Annotated in this window: 18 protein-coding genes and 1 pseudogene; 10 read left to right on the top strand and 9 right to left on the bottom strand. The window is 61.1% G+C overall.

Annotation, left to right across the window (positions count from 1 at the left end; translation table 11 throughout):
• From JH25_RS18020 to JH25_RS18030, 4 genes and pseudogenes are all read left to right on the top strand, one after another.
• On the top strand, positions 1–1,098 hold the full coding sequence (locus JH25_RS18020; RefSeq protein ID WP_032877666.1) for an amino acid ABC transporter permease: 1,098 nt from the start codon (positions 1–3) through the stop codon (positions 1,096–1,098).
• An 11-nt stretch (positions 1,099–1,109) separates the two neighbouring features.
• The gene (locus JH25_RS18025; RefSeq protein WP_005785051.1) at positions 1,110–1,874 is read left to right on the top strand and encodes an amino acid ABC transporter ATP-binding protein; all 765 of its coding nucleotides are present in this window, start codon (positions 1,110–1,112) and stop codon (positions 1,872–1,874) included.
• Between the two features lie 185 nt (positions 1,875–2,059).
• A pseudogene (locus tag JH25_RS27905) lies at positions 2,060–2,215 on the top strand (GntR family transcriptional regulator); the annotation flags it as partial.
• A complete protein-coding gene (locus JH25_RS18030) occupies positions 2,205–3,470 on the top strand; it encodes a CynX/NimT family MFS transporter (RefSeq protein ID WP_032877664.1) in 1,266 nt (421 codons plus the stop codon). The pseudogene JH25_RS27905 and the gene JH25_RS18030, both read left to right, overlap by 11 nt.
• On the opposite strand, the gene JH25_RS18035 is transcribed toward JH25_RS18030, so the two are convergent.
• The 9 genes from JH25_RS18035 to JH25_RS18075 form a co-directional block, all read right to left on the bottom strand.
• Positions 3,467–4,111, bottom strand: a complete 645-nt coding sequence (locus JH25_RS18035; RefSeq protein WP_032877663.1) for a DUF1120 domain-containing protein — start codon at positions 4,109–4,111, stop codon at positions 3,467–3,469. The two genes, JH25_RS18030 and JH25_RS18035, sit on opposite strands and share 4 nt — an antisense overlap.
• 25 nt (positions 4,112–4,136) lie before the next feature.
• Positions 4,137–5,276, bottom strand: a complete 1,140-nt coding sequence (locus JH25_RS18040; protein WP_177327400.1) for a DUF1120 domain-containing protein — start codon at positions 5,274–5,276, stop codon at positions 4,137–4,139.
• An 11-nt stretch (positions 5,277–5,287) separates the two neighbouring features.
• Positions 5,288–7,711, bottom strand: a complete 2,424-nt coding sequence (locus JH25_RS18045; RefSeq protein ID WP_032877661.1) for a fimbria/pilus outer membrane usher protein — start codon at positions 7,709–7,711, stop codon at positions 5,288–5,290.
• 132 nt (positions 7,712–7,843) lie between these two features.
• Positions 7,844–8,548, bottom strand: coding sequence for a fimbria/pilus chaperone family protein (locus JH25_RS18050; RefSeq protein WP_032877660.1), 705 nt, complete (start codon positions 8,546–8,548; stop codon positions 7,844–7,846).
• Between the two features lie 32 nt (positions 8,549–8,580).
• Positions 8,581–9,264 (bottom strand): DUF1120 domain-containing protein, encoded by a 684-nt coding sequence (locus tag JH25_RS18055; RefSeq protein WP_032877659.1) that lies wholly within the window; start codon positions 9,262–9,264, stop codon positions 8,581–8,583.
• Positions 9,265–9,267: 3 nt separating this feature from the next.
• Complete coding sequence (locus JH25_RS18060; RefSeq protein ID WP_032877658.1) at positions 9,268–9,888, bottom strand: DUF1120 domain-containing protein; 621 nt, start codon at positions 9,886–9,888, stop codon at positions 9,268–9,270.
• Positions 9,889–9,903: 15 nt separating this feature from the next.
• Positions 9,904–10,524, bottom strand: a complete 621-nt coding sequence (locus tag JH25_RS18065; protein ID WP_032877657.1) for a DUF1120 domain-containing protein — start codon at positions 10,522–10,524, stop codon at positions 9,904–9,906.
• 33 nt (positions 10,525–10,557) lie between these two features.
• Positions 10,558–11,175 (bottom strand): DUF1120 domain-containing protein, encoded by a 618-nt coding sequence (locus tag JH25_RS18070; protein WP_032877656.1) that lies wholly within the window; start codon positions 11,173–11,175, stop codon positions 10,558–10,560.
• A 15-nt stretch (positions 11,176–11,190) separates the two neighbouring features.
• Positions 11,191–11,814: a DUF1120 domain-containing protein gene (locus tag JH25_RS18075; protein ID WP_032877655.1), complete on the bottom strand. Its 624-nt coding sequence runs from the start codon at positions 11,812–11,814 to the stop codon at positions 11,191–11,193.
• 383 nt (positions 11,815–12,197) lie between these two features.
• Here JH25_RS18075 and JH25_RS18080 point away from each other — a divergent pair, with 383 nt between their 5' ends.
• The 6 genes from JH25_RS18080 (at position 12,198) to dacB (ending at position 18,874) form a co-directional block, all read left to right on the top strand.
• A complete protein-coding gene (locus JH25_RS18080; protein WP_032877654.1) occupies positions 12,198–13,016 on the top strand; it encodes a response regulator in 819 nt (272 codons plus the stop codon).
• A 200-nt stretch (positions 13,017–13,216) separates the two neighbouring features.
• Positions 13,217–13,852, top strand: coding sequence for a response regulator transcription factor (locus JH25_RS18085; RefSeq protein ID WP_032877653.1), 636 nt, complete (start codon positions 13,217–13,219; stop codon positions 13,850–13,852).
• Positions 13,853–13,943: 91 nt separating this feature from the next.
• Positions 13,944–14,414 (top strand): nuclear transport factor 2 family protein, encoded by a 471-nt coding sequence (locus JH25_RS18090; RefSeq protein WP_032877651.1) that lies wholly within the window; start codon positions 13,944–13,946, stop codon positions 14,412–14,414.
• A 37-nt stretch (positions 14,415–14,451) separates the two neighbouring features.
• Entirely contained in the window at positions 14,452–14,724 is a 273-nt protein-coding gene (locus JH25_RS18095; protein ID WP_032877650.1) for a GIY-YIG nuclease family protein, read from the top strand.
• A 109-nt stretch (positions 14,725–14,833) separates the two neighbouring features.
• Positions 14,834–17,248, top strand: a complete 2,415-nt coding sequence (locus tag JH25_RS18100; RefSeq protein WP_032877649.1) for a TonB-dependent siderophore receptor — start codon at positions 14,834–14,836, stop codon at positions 17,246–17,248.
• Positions 17,249–17,416: 168 nt separating this feature from the next.
• A complete protein-coding gene (dacB, locus tag JH25_RS18105) occupies positions 17,417–18,874 on the top strand; it encodes a D-alanyl-D-alanine carboxypeptidase/D-alanyl-D-alanine endopeptidase (protein ID WP_032877648.1) in 1,458 nt (485 codons plus the stop codon).

Below are 18,874 nucleotides of genomic sequence, written 5' to 3'. Positions count from 1 at the left end.
ATGACTACGCATACGTTCAAACCTGATATGCCACCCCCGGACAAAGTCTTCGGGCCGGTGGCCTGGATGCGCGCCAATCTGTTCTCAAGCTGGCTTAACACGCTGCTGACTTTGCTGGCGATCTACCTGGTGTACCTGGTGGTGCCGCCGATCCTGCATTGGGCGATTCTGGACGCCAACTGGGTCGGCACCACGCGCGCCGATTGCACCAAAGAGGGCGCCTGCTGGGTGTTCATCCAGCAGCGCTTCGGGCAGTTCATGTATGGCTATTACCCCGTGGACCTGCGCTGGCGCGTGGACATGACGGTATGGCTGGCCATCATTGGCGTGGCGCCGTTGTTCATCTCGCGTTTTCCACGCAAGGCGATCTACGGCCTGGGCTTTTTGCTGCTGTACCCGATCATTGCCTACTGCTTGCTGCATGGCGGCGTGTTCGGGCTGAGCAACGTGGCGACCAGCCAATGGGGCGGCTTGATGCTGACCCTGGTGATCGCCACGGTGGGCATCGCCGGCGCCTTGCCGTTGGGCATTGTACTGGCGTTGGGACGGCGTTCGAACATGCCGGCGATTCGGGTGGTTTGCGTGACCTTCATCGAGTTCTGGCGTGGCGTGCCGTTGATCACGGTGCTGTTCATGTCATCGGTAATGTTGCCGTTGTTTCTGCCCGAGGGCATGAACTTCGACAAGCTGTTGCGTGCCCTGATCGGCGTGATTCTGTTTCAGTCGGCCTATGTGGCTGAAGTGGTGCGCGGTGGCTTGCAGGCGATCCCCAAGGGGCAATACGAAGCGGCTGCGGCGATGGGCCTGGGTTACTGGCGCAGCATGGGCCTGGTGATCTTGCCGCAAGCCTTGAAGATGGTGATACCGGGCATCGTCAATACGTTCATCGCACTGTTCAAGGACACCAGCCTTGTGATCATCATTGGCCTGTTCGACCTGCTCAACAGCGTCAAGCAAGCCGCCGCCGACCCCAAATGGCTGGGCATGGCCACTGAAGGCTACGTGTTTGCCGCCCTGGTTTTCTGGATTTTCTGTTTTGGTATGTCGCGCTATTCCATGCATCTGGAACGCAAGCTCGACACCGGCCACAAGCGTTAGGAGTTGTTTTAATGAGCCAAGCAATCAAACAGCCGGTGAGCCCTGAAGGCATTATTCAGATGCAGGGCGTCAACAAGTGGTACGGCCAGTTCCACGTGTTGAAAGACATCAATCTCAACGTCAAGCAGGGCGAGCGTATTGTGCTGTGCGGGCCGTCGGGCTCGGGCAAGTCCACCACCATTCGCTGCCTCAACCGCCTGGAAGAGCACCAGCAAGGCCGCATCGTGGTCGATGGCGTGGAGTTGACCAACGACCTCAAGCAGATCGAAGCGATCCGCCGTGAAGTGGGCATGGTGTTCCAGCACTTCAATCTGTTCCCACACCTGACCATCCTGCAAAACTGCACGCTGGCGCCGATGTGGGTGCGCAAGATGCCCAAGCGCAAGGCCGAGGAAATTGCCATGCACTACCTTGAACGTGTACGCATTCCAGAGCAGGCCCACAAGTTTCCGGGGCAACTGTCCGGCGGCCAGCAACAGCGTGTGGCCATCGCCCGTGCCTTGTGCATGAAACCGAAAATCATGCTGTTCGACGAGCCGACCTCGGCACTCGACCCGGAAATGGTGAAAGAGGTTCTGGACACCATGATTGGCCTGGCCGAAGACGGCATGACCATGTTGTGCGTGACTCACGAAATGGGCTTTGCGCGCACCGTGGCCAACCGCGTGATCTTCATGGACAAGGGCGAGATCGTGGAGCAGGCGGCGCCGAATGACTTCTTCGACAACCCGCAGAATGACCGGACCAAGTTGTTCTTGAGCCAGATACTGCATTGATCGATGGTTGAACACATAAACCCGGCCTGGTGCCGGGTTTATTGTTTGTCGGCTAGCAAGCCATGAGCGCCTCTGGCTCCGTGTTGACGATATGAGTGAAACCGCGCAAATACCTTGGCATAGCCACTCCACTGCTTCTTTTGCTACCCAGGCACTCTGGTGCGTTGCCTTTGCAGGCAACTGCGAATAGCCTCGTCGGCGCCCTGTTACGTCAGGCCCTGAACATCTCACCGTGTCGCCAGGCTGTACTCGACCTGCATATCGCCTTGCTCGACGCGGTAGAAAATCAAGACCCCGAACGTGCCAAATCCCTCTGCCGGCAGTTGATCAATGAACCTTGAAGCCAGACGTACGACTGAACTCGAAGAACTGTTGATCGACGCGGAAGCCGATGACGAGGCCGTTCAGCAGGCCCATCCGCGGGTGGTTCGCCCGTGGCTCCTGCTGCTGGGCCTGGTACTGGTGGCGTTGAACCTGCGGCCGGCGCTGTCGAGCATGTCGCCACTGCTGGCTGAAGTCTCCAGCAGCCTTGGGTTATCTGCGGCGAAGGCCGGGTTGCTGACCACTTTGCCGGTCTTGTGCCTGGGCCTGTTCGCGCCCACTGCGCCGATCCTGGCCAGACGTTTTGGCGCCGAGCGCGTGGTGCTGGGCATTCTGCTGACCCTGGCCGCGGGGATTATCCTGCGCAGTTCGTTCGGTGAAGTGGGGCTGTTCGCCGGCAGCCTGATTGCCGGTGCGAGTATCGGCATCATTGGCGTGTTGCTGCCGGGCATCGTCAAGCGCGATTTTGCCAGGCAGGCGGGCGCCATGACCGGCGTCTACACCATGGCGTTGTGTCTAGGGGCTGCGTTGGCTGCGGGAGCCACGGTGCCCCTGAGCCAATATTTCGCAGACAGCTGGGCCATCGGTCTGGGTTTTTGGGTTATTCCGGCGTTGCTGGCGGCCTTGTTCTGGTTGCCACAAGTGGGGCAAAAGCACGGTGCCCATCAGGTGGCTTACCGGGTCAGAGGCTTGCTGCGTGACCCGCTCGCCTGGCAGGTGACTTTGTACATGGGCCTGCAATCGTCCCTGGCCTACATTGTGTTTGGCTGGTTGCCGTCAATCCTGATCGGACGTGGCCTGAGTGCTACCGAAGCCGGGTTGGCGCTCTCAGGCTCCATCATCGTGCAACTGCTCAGTTCCCTGGCCGCACCGTGGTTGGCCACCCGAGGCAAGGACCAGCGCCTGGCGATTGTGGTGGTGATGCTGCTGACCCTCGGTGGCCTGTTCGGTTGCCTGTATGCGCCGCTGGACGGTTTATGGGGCTGGGCAATTCTGCTCGGCCTGGGGCAGGGCGGCACCTTCAGCCTGGCGCTGACTTTGATCGTGCTGCGCTCGCGTGACGCTCACGTCGCCGCCAACCTGTCGAGCATGGCCCAGGGTATCGGTTACACCCTGGCGTCAATGGGCCCGTTTGCGGTTGGCCTGGTGCATGACTGGACCGGCGGCTGGGCGGCTATCGGCTGGATCTTCGCGGTGATCGGCCTGGGCGCGATTGTCGCGGGCCTGGGCGCCGGTCGTGCGCGCTACGTACAGGTCACCAGCGAGAAGCTCTAGAGGTAAACCACTTCCAGAGTGGCCGAACCATCGAGCGGGGTGTCCACGCTCAGGTCCAGGTTTTGTCGAGCATTGATCACCGTCTGCACGGTGACGGTGCTCAGCATTAAACCGATGGCCGCGGGCCCGCTGACACTGCCCTCCACATCGGTAAAGCCCAGGTAGCTCCTGGAGCCGATGTCGATGGGGTTGAGGTTGGACGTGCGCCACGCCAGTCCCCCGGTAGTGGACTCGGTGCCGTAGATCTGCGCAATGTTGCCGGCCTGGGTCTGTCGTGGGTCGAAGGTCATGGAGTAGACCCCCAGGCGATTGCCGCTGATATCGAACCCCAGGCCGTAGTAAATCTCGCTGTCGACCATGGCCGAGCCGTCGCGGTTGTCGCGCATGCGCAGGGCAAAGCGAACCGTGCCCGTGCAGGCGATGCCGACGGTCAGGGTCTTGACGGGCAGGCGCGTGGCGGTCGCCAGGTTCAAGTCCTGTTGGGCAATCTTGCCGTAGTCAATCAGGGCGCCGCCGGGGAACTGCGGCAAGCAGGCGGAGGGAGTGATCAAGCCTTTGACACTCAGGTCCACCGCCGAGGCGGCTAGCACAGAGGGCGTGCTGGTCAACAGCAACAGACTGGTAAAGAGGCGGGTTTTCACGGGACGAGTTCCTCACAGTGACGGGTCAGGGGTAGACGATTTCGATAGTGCCGGAACCATTGATATGCACCACCTCGCGAAGATCCAGGCTTTGCATGGGGGCAAGGTAAGACTTGAGACGCATCGTGCCGGTCAGGGTCTGGATGGCCACCGGGCCGGTGGTGACGCCCGTCGTGTCGGTAAACCCCAGCAGGCTGTTGGCGGCCATGGGGATTTGCCGCGCGGTGGAACTGCTCCACGCCACGCCGTTGCTGGTGGAGTCGGTGCGGTACAGCGCGGGCAAGGTGTCGGCGCTGAATTCGGCCGGGTCGATAGTCAGGTAAAATCGCCCGATTTTGTTGCGACTGGCATCCAGGTCCAATCCATAAGCGGTTTCATCGGTACCGCCCGTGGCCGAACCGTCGCGGTTGTCTTTCATGCGCAGAGCAAAGCGGATCGGCGCATCGCAGGTCACACTCAGGCGCAGTGTGCGAATGGGCAGCGGTGTTTCAGTGGTGGCGTTTAGGTCTTTGGCGTACAGGGTGCCGTAGTCCACTACGCCCTGATCGGATAATGTCGGCAGGCAGGCGATGGGCGCAAAGTGCGCGCGCACGGTCAGTTCCCGGTAGCGTCCGTTTTGTGCGCTGTACAACATCCCGGAAACTTCCCAGGTGGTGTTGTCGCGCACTTGAGTGGCAGCGGGGTCGGCCCAGGCGCGCAGCGTCAGTTGCAACGACAGGGTGTTGCCCCTGAGCACCGCACCGTGTGCGACCGGCGCGATGCCATGGCCGGAACGCCATTCCAGCACCGCGCCATTGGCCACGGGCGCCTGGCCCGCAGCAGGTAGCAGCCCCAACTCTACGGCGCGACCATCGAGCACGGCGTTGCCGGCTTCGATGGCATAGCTGCCATGCGGGGTAAATTGCAGGCGCTGCGGGCTAGCGGCCAGTGCGCGATAGAACAGGCTTAAATCTTGCGCTTGCGGACAGTTGATGGTCACGCTCAGGCGCCGCTCGCCAAGCAAGCGCTCCAGCGCACTGTCGCTTTGTGCCAGGCGGCTCATCAAGCCGAAATCGATCAGGGATTCGCTGACATTCAGTTGGCATTCTTCCAAGGCGTGGGCGGTGCCGGCCCCGCCGATCAATAACCACAGGCACAGTTGGCGCATACATGTTGCGAAGGGCATGACGGGGATCCTCAAGGCGCGTGGCAACGCGCGGGAGCAGTTTCGAAGTACACCGTGGGGTCGGCTTTTTCCGGCAGGGAGTAACGCAATTCGCATCGACCGCCATCGGGTGTGGTTATCCACAGCGTCGATTGGTCCAGCACGTTGGGTAGAAACACCTGGCTGGCGTCCTGCACCAAGGTGACGAACTCGCCGCTGGCGCTGCTGACTGAGGCTCCGGCAGGCAGAGGTGTACCCTGGTCGGTGCTGACGGTGAGCAATATGCGACGGGTCAAGCTGATGCCAAATTCGACTCGGTCAACGGCGCCGCGTCCGGCCGAGATCATCGCCAGGCCATTGTTGATGTCGGCATTGCGCGGCAGTGAACGTGTCTGCACTTCCACTGGGCTGCGCCCGTAGGCGGCGACTTGCGGCACCACGGCCTGGCCTTGCCAGTCGGTCCACACCGCGCCGCTGGGGGTACTTAGCTTGATGCCACTCATATCGCCGACCGACACCAGGGCAAAGGTGTCGCGCACCGGGTAGGGTGAAAAAGTCACGCCGTCGCCATGTATCACCACACCGCCGCGAGCGCCGCCTTGATAACTGGAGCGTTCGGCATCAGCGCGGCTGTAGCTGAAATCGAGCTGGCTGTAACGCGGCAGTACCGAGACGCCCAGCGTGGTTTCCACTTGATGGTCGCTGCTGTCGTGTTCGGCGCTGACGCGATAGCTGAGTTGGTCGTCGATCTGTTCGGTGAGGCCCAGGCCGGTGCGGTTCTCACCGCCGGAATTGCGCACCCAGCTACGTAGCCGGCGACTTTCGCCCAACGGCACGCTGATATTGAGGTACACCGCGTTGTCCTGTTGCTGGCTACCGCCCATTTGCCACTCGGCACTGGCCGACAGTGACACAGCGCCGATGCTCGTGCCCCAAGAGGCCAGCGCACGGCTGCTGCTGTCGCCAGCGAAGTTGGCCGAGCGCGCAACCCCGGCGCTGAACGCACCCAGCAGCGGATGCGACCAGCCCAGGTTGAGGCTTTGTTGGTCGCGATAACGGGCGTCGCGGTTGCTGTCATCACGCTCATACGTGCTTTCTTCAAGTTCGCGATAGCCGATGCTGCGCCAGGAATTGGCGGCGCTGATCGACCACTGCTCGCCTAGGCGCTGGGACCAGGAAAGGTCGGTCTGTACGCCCGAAACCTTTTCCCACGCCTGGGTGTTGGACAGCTGTGTGGACAGTTGGATCTGGCTGTCCACCCACGGCAACCAGCCCAGGCTGGCGCCCACCGAGCGGTATTCGCTGGCTGCCAGTACACCAGTGCCCAAGGTCAACTGCGGGTGCAGCGCACCGGTCCAGCCGCCACTGACCACCCACGGATCCTCGCCTTTGGCGTCGCCCACATTCCGCACCCGGCCCGCGGCCACGGAGTAACCCGGTGCGGGCAACCCAAGGCCGAGCATGGCCGCCGGTACGGTGAAGCGCCGCTCACCCCCGGCGCTTTCCTTGACCGTGACCTCGACGTCCGAGCGCGTATTCAAGCGACGTACATCTGGCAGGGTAAAGGGGCCTGCGGGCACGACGGTGGAGTGAATCAACGCACCGTTCTGTCGTACCTCCACCTGGGCAGGGCTGTTGGCAATGCCCTGGATCAGCGCACCCTGGCCCTGTTCTTGAAGGGCTTGCTCGGTAAGCACCTGCACCCCGGTAATCTGCGCGCCGGACAGTACCGGGTTATACAGGTTGATTTGCCCAGCCTGCAGCACCGCCTGGTGGCTGGCGAAGGTGCGCTGGGCATAGGCTTGCAAGTGGGTGCTGCGTGACAGGCCATCCTGCCAGGTCTGTACTTGGCGACTGCGCACGATCCAATCGCCGGCATTGAACCCCACCTCGGTGTTGGCCGAGCCAAAGCGGCTGGCGTCATCGCCGAAGCGGTTGTAGAAACCACTGAGGTCGTAGTTGAGCAGCCCGGCAAACCCGCCGGTTTCGTACCCCGAGATATCCTGCTGTATGGGGCGCAGCGCCTCGGTGGGTACCACCAGTGACACCGTCAGCGTCGCCGGGTCCGGTTCAACCAGGGTTTGCGGATATTGCGCAAGAAAATCGTGACAACCTGCCGTTTCATTCGGGATCACCAGGTTGGCGGCGTCCAGCAATTCGCGGTCGAAGCACGGGTTGCCTTGCTGATCGAAGGTCACATCCAGCCGGCCGCGTCGCTGACCATTGACCCGCAGATTGACCGTGTGTTGCCCGGTGGCGAAGCGCGGTGCTGCCAGCAGCAGGCTGGCCAGCTGTGGATCAATGCCGCGTTGATGCAAGGTCTGGGCGTCGAAGCTGGAGGCGCTGGAGTTTTCGGCCCATGCCTTGGCGGGCATCAGCGCGCACAGCAGCAACACCAGCGGCAAGGTCGAGTTGGCAGGGATGTCGGGCACGGCTTCGCCGTCACGGTAACTCAATACTGTTTTCACGCAAGGTACTCGAGTAGTGAACGCGCGGGCCCCGTGTGCCCAGGCGTTCTGGTGACGGTCAATGAGCCGTCACTTCGTTATTCAGGCGGCGGTCAGGGGTGCGACGCCTGCGGTTTTCAGTCAGAGGGTGATCGGTGCGTCGTAGGCTTTCACCGCAAAGCCGTACACAGTGGCCGGCTGCAACCTGACCGTGTTGGCCTGCCCGCCGCTGGCCGGCACGCTCAGGGCTTCGCCGGGCAGCACGTAAGTGCGCGGCAGCATCGCCCTGCCGTTGCCGGGCAACAGCAGCAGTTCCTGCGCCAGGCGTACTACATAGGGCGTGTCGTTACGTACTTGCAACTGGCCGTCGCGCAAGGTCCAGGTCAGGTCGGTCCAAGGCGTGCGGTTGGGGGCAAGGCCTCTGGGATGCACGATCACCGGCAAGTTCTGGCGCACGGTCACGCCCACGCGGGCATGCCCGGCGGCGGTCGCGGCACGGCCTTGGGGCATGCCTTCGAACACTGCGCGTTTAAGCCGTTGGGTGAGCAACGGCTTCCGGTTTTGCAGGATGAAGCGCACCAACTGGGATTTGGACGCCTCGACCCGCGACAGCGGCGGTGTCACCACCAGCAGCGGCTCGGTGTCTTCCGGAATATCCTGCAAGGTCACATGCAGCAGCGCGAGTTGGCTGTCGGTGTTGGTCACCGACACTGCCGCTTCGCCTTCGGCTTCGAACACGATCACCACGGAGGTGTCCGGTACCATCCCGTCGGCTTTGACTTGATTGCCGAGTATCAGCAGCAGGGCGATAAGGCCGACAGCGGTGTTTGAGAATGTCGTCGTCATGACGGGTTTTCCATTAGGCCAAAAGGTATCGGTCAGAGGTAACGCAAATCCAGGACAATGGAGCCGTCGAGGGGGACTTCCTGGTCCAGCGTCAGGTACTGCGAAAAATTGATGGCGGTGACCACCTGAAGCTCCGCGGTCAGTTGGCTGATGAAGTCCGGTTGACGGTCGCCCAGCAGTGCAAAGGCCATATAGGATCTTGGATAGGCGTTGGGGTCCGGTGACCAGGTTTCCCCGTTGTTGGTGGAGGCCAATACCTGCATGGGCTGCGCATCGCCCACTACGTTGCGATAGGACAACGCTACGGAGCCGAGACGCTCCTCGGGGGCGTGGATGTTTCTGCCCAGTCCGTAGAAAAAGTCGGGGGCCAGCGAGGAGTCGGCGCGATTGTCGATGCCTACCAAGGCAAACAGCATGGGCCTGGCGCAGAGCACATGCAGTTCGAGTAGCTGGCTGGGCAGCACGGTGAACTCGTCTACGTTGAGGCTATGTGCGGGGATCTTGTCATGCTCGATGATGCCGTCATTCATCAGATCGATGTGGCAGGCATCCGGTGTCACCCGGCCGGTCACCGTGAGGTCGACGGTCGAGGCTGCGTGGGTATCGGTCATCGCGGCCAGGCCAAGCACGATGGCCACGTTTCGCCCCCATGCCGTGAGCACGCGCAACGCCAGGCGCAGCCCATGCCTGCCGGCGTTCGAGGGGTGGGCGGCCATGGGTTACAGGTACTTCACTTCAAGGGTGGCGGAGCCGTCGATGGTCACCTCATTGCTGAGGTCCATGCCGGCAGTGCTCATGATGAAGGTCTGCACTTGCAGATCGACCAGCAGGTCTTTGACAGGTAGCGGCTGGCTGTCGTCATCCATTGCGGCGATCGACATGTACAGGCCCGGATCCCAGAACTTTTCTTTGAACCAGGTATTACCTTGGTCGGACGATGCAATGGGTTGCACCACTACACCATCCTCGGCCAGTGGATTGGCAAGCGTGAGGCTGTATCCCCCCAGCTTCTGGGTGTCATTGATAAAGCCCAGGCCGTAACTCGAAGAGATACCTGAGGATGCACGGTTATCGATCGAGTGCAGGGCGAATTGGATCGGCGCATCGCAATTGACGGCCAGGATCAGGGTATGGTTGCCAATGACTGTCGGGTTGTCAGGTTTCAGATCTTTAGCGGAAATCTTGCCATGGTCGATCACACCTCCACCGGACAGGCTGGGTATACAGGCGCTGGGCACGATCAGCCCCTTGACGGTCAGGTCGACGCTGGAGGCAGCGAAGGCAGTGGCTGAGTTGAGCAGAAGTACGCTGGCGGCCAGCGTGGTCAATCGAATATTCATCGGGTCTCCTTATCCTTAGAGGTAATTGACTTGCACGGTGGCGTGACCGTCGATAGGCACATCGTCGGTCAGTGTCAGGTTGCTGGCGGGCGCGATGTGAGTGATCAGGCGGATCTCGGCCTCCAGCTTCTGGATCGCAATCGGTACCACGCCGTCGTTGTTGGCGACCGCTGTCAGCACGGTGTGGCTGAGCATCACGGAGGGCATCCAGGTTGCGCCGCCATCCCTTGAGACGATGGTGCGTACCGGCACGTCGTCGGCCACCGGCTGGTAGAGGCCAAGCCCGGCATCACCGACTTTTTCATCGTTGGGGGTCATGCCCAGGCCGTGCCAGCTGAAGTGGCTGGCGGTGGTGCCGGCGCGGTTGTCGATGGTGTTCAGGGTAAAAAACGTCGGCCCTTCGCAATGCACGCTCAAGAGCATGGTTTCTCGGGGCAGGTCGGTGTAGGTGTCGCTATTGAGATCCTTGACCGACACCTTGCCGAAGTCGACATTGCCACCGCCGGAGACCTCTGGCGCGCAGGCGCTTGGCGTGATGATGCCTTTGACGGTGAGGTCCAGGCTGCTGGCGGCCAGTGTGAGAGGCGAGATGGTCAACAATAGGACGGCCAGGGGCGTGGCTCTTAAGTAAGTCATCGTTTGAACCTTCCTTAGTACGAAGATGATGGGTTACAGGTACAGAACTTCAAAAGTTGCGGAGCCGTCCAGCGCCACTTCGTTGGCCAGGCTCAAGCCGTTGGCGGGTGCAATGGCAGTGCGCACGGTGATGTCCATGAGCGCGTTCTGCACGGGGTGCGGGGCCCAGCCGGAATCGGCACGGCTGCCCAGGGCCACCAACATATCGTCTTGCAGCGGGTCCTCCGGATAGAGCGGCGCCCAGGGGCGCTGTTCGTACTGGTAGAGCAAGGTCGAAGGTGTTTCGGCGACGGGGTTACTGAACATCAGTTGGTACCCGCCGAGCTTTTCTGTGCCGTTGGCTACACCCAGGCCGTAGGCGCCAAACGTTGAGGAGCCGGCTCGGTTGTCGATGGGCTTGATGGCAAACAGCGTCGCCGCCTCGCAATTCACGCTCAGTTGTAATGTCTGGTCCTCAAGCCAGGTATGGCTGTCGAGGTTCAGATCTTTTGCTGCGACTTTTCCATAGTCCACAGCCCCTGGCAGGTTCGGGGTGCAGGCACTCGGTGTGATCAAGCCCTTGACGGTCAGGTCCACGGAGCTGGCAGCGAAAGCGGATGACGTCATGGTGAGCAACAGCGCGCCGCTCAACAGGGGCAGGCGGGGCTTCATCTGGGAAACGTCCATTTACAGGTACTTCACTTCAAAGGTCGCGGAGCCGTCGATTGCCACTTCGCTAGTCAAGGTCAGGTTTCTTGCAGGTGCAATCAAGGTGTGCAGCGTCATATCCATGAGCGCGTCTTTGATCGGGTGGGGGGCCCAACCGTTCTCACCGCGGCTGCCCAGCGCCACCAGATCGTTGGGGGCAATGGCCTCATCCGTAAGGAGGTCTGTCCATCGGCCCTCGGAGTTGTACATTGCAATCAGGGTGGATGGTGTTTCAGTGACGGGGTTGCTGAACGTCAACTGATACAGGCCGAGCTTCTGGGTTTCGTTGATCAAGCCCAGGCCAAAGGCGAAGCCGGACGCGGCGGAACCGGCTCGATTGTCGACGGGATGGATTGCAAACAGCGTCGCCGCGTCGCAATTGACGCTCAGTTGCAGGGTCTTTTTCTCAAGCGGCGTATAGCTGTCTTGATTCAGATCTTTTGCGGCGATTTTTCCAAGATCGACGTCACCCGGCAGGTTGGGTGTGCAGGCGCTGGGCGTGATCAACCCTTTGACAGTCAGGTCGACGCTGCTGGCGGCGAAAGCGGATGACGTTATAGCGAGCAGCAGGGCACTGCTCAGTAGGGATACAGAGGTCTTCATTTCAAATTGTTCCATTACAAGCTGGCAGATTGAGGCACGCCAGGGCAACGCCCGGTCGTGTGTGGGCGGGTGGTTGCCTGGAGGCGATCTCGATTTTTTTGCGCTTGCCGGGGAGTGGCAAGTCGTCCCTCTTTGGGGTGGGCACAATCTAGCGAGGGGGGCGCGCGGGGGAAATACAACTAATACGACATTGGCGGGGGGGGGCGAAGGACGTGCCGGGAGAGGGGGGCGGTGGTGCTTTTCGTAGTTGTTGTATCGACTCGGTCAGGCTCAAAAGATTATAGATATCCCCTGAATGGGTATTTGCTACATGAGAGGTCTCGAGGGCTATTGCACCAGTGCCGGAGATTACTGCCGGATCAATAGTCACGATAGAGGTACTGATGGGTTCGCTGGTAGGTTCAACAGCAGGAGCGAACCGCAAATTGAAGCCGCAAGGTGCCCCCCCGCTTCATTGGCAGCAGTTGAGCGTGCTGGTGGTGGAAGACCATTCAGCCTACCGCCTGTTGCTGGGTTGTTTGCTGCAGAAACTGGGGTTGGGATACGAATTGGCCGACGATGGGTACGTCGGGCTGGCGGCCTTTGCCAGCCGGCCCTTCGACTTGGTGATCAGTGATTGCCAGATGCCGTTCATGGACGGCTACAGCATGGCTCGCGCTATTCGCCAGCATGAGTGCGACAACGGGCAGAGGCGAGTGCCGATCATTGCCTTGACCGCCAACCTGCAAAACGACAGCCCCCAGCGTTGCCGCGACGCCGGCATGGATGCCTGGCTGCTCAAGCCATTGACCCTTGAACAGCTGCACGCCGTTTTGGCACGCTGGCTGCCGGGCGTGGATGACGCGTATGTCGTCCAGAAGGCTGTTGCGCCGCTCGCCGGCTGGCCAACCCGTGCCACGTTGGTCGCCATGTTTGGCAGCGAGCGTATCGTCGATCAATTGTTGGAAACCCTGTTGTTCGAGGCCTGGGAAGACCACCGCGTGTTGCGCCATGCCTGCTTGACGTTGAACTCGTCACTGACGGCTGAGCGCCTCCATCGATTGGTGGGCAGCCTGGTGTTTTTGGGCGGTACTGGCCTTGAAGCCAGCGCCGTGAAGCTGATCGAACAGGTCCAGTCCCAGGGTGTTGCTGCGCACAAGGTGCAATTGGAGTTTTTCCTGGCACGCTTGTTCGTCTATCTCGAGTACCTCTCTGAAGTCTGAGAGGTAGTGTTGGCGCAGAGCGTTTTGCAATCCGTTGATCTTGTCTTTGCTGTAGGTATTTTCTTATTGTTTTGTAGGCAAAAAAGTATGAGCTACTGAACATTGAGCGTGACTGCCAGCAGCACTTTGTTAGCGGTTGTTGATGAGCGCCAGCGGGGGTATTTTGCGCGGATTCAGTTTGCCATCATTCGTGGGAATCTATGCTTCGAGTAATTATTGCTGACGATCACCCTATTGTGCGTATCGGGCAGAAAGTCGTGATTGAGGCGCATGGCCGGTGCAAAGTGGTCGCGGAAGCCGACGGCCCCGATCAGTTGCTCGAACTGTTGAGGACAACCCCGTGTGACGTGCTCGTCACAGACTTTGCCATGCCAGGCGGCCAGCAGGCCGACGGCTACGGGCTGTTGAGCCTGTTGCACCGCCAATATCCGCAGTTGCCGGTGATTCTGGTGACCATGTTCGCCAGCGTCGCCACCCTGCGTGCTTCCTTCGCCCATGGTGCCAAGGCCGTGGTGGCCAAAAGTGCTTCGGCCAAGGAGCTGCCCCAGGCGATCAAGGCTGTGTGTGCCGGCCAGACGTTCGCCAGTGAATCCCTGCGGATGCAAATGGTAGAGGCGGGTACGGGCGATCAGTCCCAGGTGCCGCAATTGTCCTGCAAGGAGCGCGAGGTGGTGCGCATGTTGGCCAGCGGCATGACCGTCAGCCAGATTGCGGCACAGGTCAACCGCAGTATCTCTACCATCAGTAAGCAGAAAAGCACGGCTATGCAGCGGCTGAGTATCTCAACCGATGTAGACCTGTTCGCCTACGCTCGCAGCACTGGGATGGTGCCGTAGGCTCCTGCATTTGCCTGGCGAATGTCAGTAGCCAGCGCGGTGTGGGCAGCCTATCGTGCGCTTATTCTTTCGAAACCTGCGGAGCCTGCCCATGAGTGATGCCCATAACGCCCTGATCACCGCGTTCTACAGTGCCTTCCAGCGCCTGGATGCCGAAGCCATGGCCGCCTGCTACACCGAAGACGTGGTGTTCAGCGACCCGGCCTTCGGCGAGTTGCGCGGGCGCGACGCGGGGGATATGTGGCGAATGCTCACCACGCGGGCCAAGGATTTCTCCCTGACCTTCGACCACGTGCGCAGTGATGACAGCACAGGCAGCGCGCACTGGGTGGCGACGTACCTGTTCAGTGCCACGGGCAATACGGTGGTTAACGACATCGGTGCGCGCTTTGTGTTTCGCGACGGCAAGATCTGCGAGCACCACGATCACTTCGACCTGTGGCGATGGTCGCGCCAGGCGCTGGGCTTGAAAGGGCTGCTGTTGGGCTGGTCGCCGGCGCTGAAAAATGCGGTGCGGGCCCAGGCGCTTAAAGGCTTGAAGGCATTCCAGGCCGGTCGTTGATAAGATTGGCGCTCCTCTGGTTTGCCGAAATTGCCCTGTGACTGATCCTGTAGAACCCAAACCCTGGTTCGTCTACCTGGTGCGTGCCGCCAATGGCTCGTTGTATTGCGGCATCAGCAATGACCCGGTGCGCCGCTTTGCCTGCCACCAAAGCGGCAAGGGCGCGCGGTTTTTCTTGTCCAGCCCGGCGGTGGCGTTGGTGTACACCGAACAATGCGCGAGCAAGGGTGAGGCGTTGCGCCAGGAGCGGCTGATCAAGAAGCTGAAGAAGAGTGCCAAGGAGTGTCTCGCGACGAGTGGCAAGCAATGATCGAAATTATTTACTGATTCATGTGAGGTAAATCCCCGGCCCATCCGTGTAGTGCATGAAACTGCGATCTATTCGCATTAACAGCGTTTTCTACACGGGTTCTCACAGCATGAAGTCAACGGCGGGTGGTTGGGTAAAACAGTGGCTGGGAGCCTCGGTCTTGGCGGTGTCAGGGCTGGCGTTGCTGCCTTTGAGCGTTGCGCGTGCGCAGGAGCAGCAAAGCGCCCAGTTCAATTTTGCCCTGGCAGCCAAACCACTGCCCCAGGCCCTGAGCGAGTTCAGCCGTGTCACAGGCATCAGTGTGATCTACACCGATGAAGCGCCTTATGGCCTCAATGCCCCGGCGCTCAGTGGGCAGATGAGCGCGACCCAGGCCCTGCAACGTCTGCTGAGCAATACAGGTTTCACCTTCCGCCAGATCGACGCCCGCACCCTGGCCCTGGAGCCGCTGCCCAGCGACGGCGCGGTCAACCTTGGCGCCACCACCATCAGCGCGGCCAACCCGACGCAGGACAGCACCAGCTATCAGCCGCCGCCCACCAGTTCGGTGATGCGCTCCCATGGGTTGCTGCTGGAAACCCCGCAAACCGTCAACGTGGTGCCGGCCCAGGTGCTGCGCGACCAGCAACCGCGCAACCTGGATGACGCCCTGGGCAATATCAGCGGCATCACCCAGTCCAACACCCTCGGCAGTACTCAGGACGCGGTGATGTTGCGTGGTTTTGGCGACAACCGTAACGGCTCGATCATGAAGGACGGTATGCCGGTGGTGCAGGGCCGTGCCATGAACGCTACCGCCGAGCGTATTGAAGTGCTCAAGGGCCCATCCTCGCTGTTGTATGGCATCCAGGACCCGGGCGGCGTGGTCAATATCGTCAGCAAAAAGCCTGAGCTGATGCAGTCCACCTCCCTGACCGCGCGCGGCTCGACCTTCGGCAGCGGCAAGAACGGCAGCGGCGGCAACCTCGACACCACCGGCCCCCTCGGCGACAGCGGCCTGGCTTATCGCCTGATTGTCGATCATGAAGACGAAGATTACTGGCGTAACTACGGCACCCATCGCGAGACCCTGGTGGCGCCGTCCCTGGCCTGGTACGGCGATACCACCCAAGTGGTACTGGCCTATGAACACCGCGAATTTCTCGCGCCGTTCGACCGTGGCACCGCCATCGATCCCAAGACCAACCACCCGCTGAACATCCCCGCCACCCGGCGTCTGGATGAACCGTTCAACAACATGGAAGGTCGCTCCGATCTGTACCGCCTGACCGTCGATCATGATCTGAACGACGACTGGAAAGCTCACTTCGGCTACAGCTGGAATCGCGAAACCTATGACGCCAGCCAGGTGCGCGTGGTCAAGGTCAACACCAACGGCACCCTGACCCGTAACATGGACGGTACCCAGGGCGCGTTGACCACCGACCGCTTCGCCACCGCCAGCCTCGAAGGCAGGGTCGATGTTGCAGGTATGCAGCACGATCTGGTGTTCGGCCTGGACGATGAGTACCGCAAGATCTACCGTGCCGACCTGATCCGCCAGGCGCCGCGAGGCACCTTCGATTACAACAACCCGGTATACGGCAATGAAGTCGCCGGTTCCAAAGTCAGCGCGCCGGACAGCAACCAGACCGATCTGCTGCGCAGCGATTCGCTGTTCTTCCAGGATGCCATCCACCTCAACGATCAATGGATCCTGGTCGGCGGTGCGCGCTACCAGATGTACGATCAATACGCCGGCAAAGGCGTGCCGTTCACCGCCAACACCGACGGCAATGGCCAGAAGTGGGTACCACGGGCCGGGCTGGTGTATCGCTACACTGATCAATTGTCGTTCTACGGCAGTTATACCGAGTCGTTCAAACCCAACTCCACCATCGCGCCGCTGGCCAATAAAACCGTGTTGAGTGGCAGTTTGCAGCCGGAAGAATCCAAAGCCTGGGAGCTGGGTACCAAGTTCGACCTGCCGGGGCGCATCACCGCCAGTGCCGCGCTGTTCACGATCGATAAACGCAACGTGTTGGTGCAGGTAGGCGAGGGCCTGACCTCGGAGTACAGCGTGGCCGGCAAGGTGCGCTCTCGCGGTCTGGAGCTGGATGCCAGCGGCCAACTGACGGATAAGTGGAGCCTGATTGGCAGCTATGCCTATACCGATGCCGAGGTTACCGAAGACCCTAAGCTCAAAGGCAATCGCCTGCAGAATGTGGCAAAAAGCACCGGCTCGTTGTCGGCGGTGTATGACTTCGGCAGTGTCCTGGGCGGCGATCAACTGCGTGTCGGCGCCGGGGCGCGTTATGTCGGCGAGCGGGCAGGGGACGCGGCCAACAGTTTCGAACTGCCCAGCTACACCGTGGCCGATGTGTTCGCCAGCTATGACACCCGGCTTGAAGGGCAGAAGGTCAAGTTCCAGCTCAATGTGAAGAACCTGTTCGATCGTACTTACTACACCTCATCGGTGAATACGCAGTTTGTGTCCATGGGCGATGCGCGGCAGGTGTCGGTATCCAGCACCTTGACCTTCTGATTCATTTATCTGTGGGAGCTGGCTTGCCTGCGATGGCATCGACTGGGTTTGCCTGATACACCGAGTTGTCTGCATCGCAGGCAAGCCAGCTCCCACAGGAAAGCGGTCGCCACATTGATAGCGAGCTGTTAGCGTTGCCGCCATTGCATGCTTATGGAAAACGCAACGATGCACTTTGTAAAATGGTTACGCACCGGCACCCTGCTGGTCGGTTTGAGTTTTTTACTGGGCGGCTGCGCCAGCGTCTCCCAAACTTCCACGCCGGCAACCCTGGATAAACTGTTGAGCGATCCGGCGCTGCAAGGCGCTACGGTCTCGCTGATGGTACGTGACGCCCGCACGGGCTCCACGCTGTATCAGCAAAACCCGCGCACCCTGTTGGTGCCCGCGTCCAACCTCAAGCTGTTGACCACAGCCGCGGCCATGGACGTGCTGGGGCCGCAATACCGCTTCGCCACCCAACTGCTGAGCAATGGCATACGCCAGGGCGACCGTTTGACCGGCAACCTGTACCTGCGTGGCCTCGGCGACCCGACCGTTCAGTTTGCCGATTACCAGGCCCTGGCCGCGCAATTGGCCAGCCAGGGCGTGCGCCAGGTGCAGGGCGACCTGGTGTTCGATGACACCTGGTTCGACGCTGAGCGGCTGGGTGTCGACTGGTCTCACGATGACGAAACCACCTACTACGGCGCGCAGATTTCAGCGCTGACCGTGTCGCCTGATTCGGATTTCGATGCAGGCAGCGTACTGGTCACCGCGAAGGCTGCGCTGCGGGCCGGCTCGCCGGTAAGTGTCGAGATTTTTCCGCCCACCGATTACCTGCAACTGAGCAACCGCGCCATCAGTGGGCCGGGCAACAGCTATGGGATCAACCGTCGCCATGGCACCAACCTGTTGCAGCTCAGCGGCGCAGTGGCGCCGGGGCGGCAGAGCCAGCAATTGGTCAGCGTCTGGGAGCCAACGCAACTGGTGGCCAATCTGTTCGAACAGGCCTTGGCGCAACAGGGCATCACCGTATTGGGGCGTCGAGTGATGGGTGGGGCAAGCCCGGCTGCAGTGACGGTGCTGGCCGAGCACCAATCGGCACCGTTACAGGAGTTGATCACGCCGTTGCTCAAGCTCTCGAACAACAACATGTCCGAAGCCTTGCTCAAGGCTATGGGGCGCCAGACCGCTAATAGCGGCACGGCAGCGGCGGGCGCCGTGGCGGTGGCCGGGTTTCTCAAGCGTCAGGGGCTGGACACCAGCACGTTCAGTCAGGTCGACGGCTCCGGCCTCTCGCGGCGCAATCTGGTGTCGTCGCAAACCCTCACCGACCTGCTACTGGCCGCCAGCAAACAGCCGTGGTTCGACACCTGGTACAACGCGCTGCCGATTGCCGGCAACACCGACCGCATGACCGGCGGCAGCCTGCGCTACCGTCTGCGCGACACGCAGGCGCAGAACAACCTGCACGCCAAGACCGGCTCCATGGGCGGCGTGTCGTCATTGAGTGGTTACATCACCGACGCCGGCGGGCGCAAGCTGGTGTTCGCGATGCTGACCAACAACTACGTGGTGGCCGGCGCGCAGGTCAAGGCGTTGGAGGATCGCGTGGCAGTGGCGCTGTCGCGCAACGACGATTGA

It is taken from the genome of Pseudomonas sp. BRG-100 (assembly GCF_000737955.1).
GTDB classification, from domain to species: Bacteria; Pseudomonadota; Gammaproteobacteria; order Pseudomonadales; family Pseudomonadaceae; genus Aquipseudomonas; species Aquipseudomonas synxantha_A.
The sequence above is the reverse complement of the archived record's forward strand: the minus strand, read 5'-3'. Positions and strand labels throughout refer to the sequence as shown.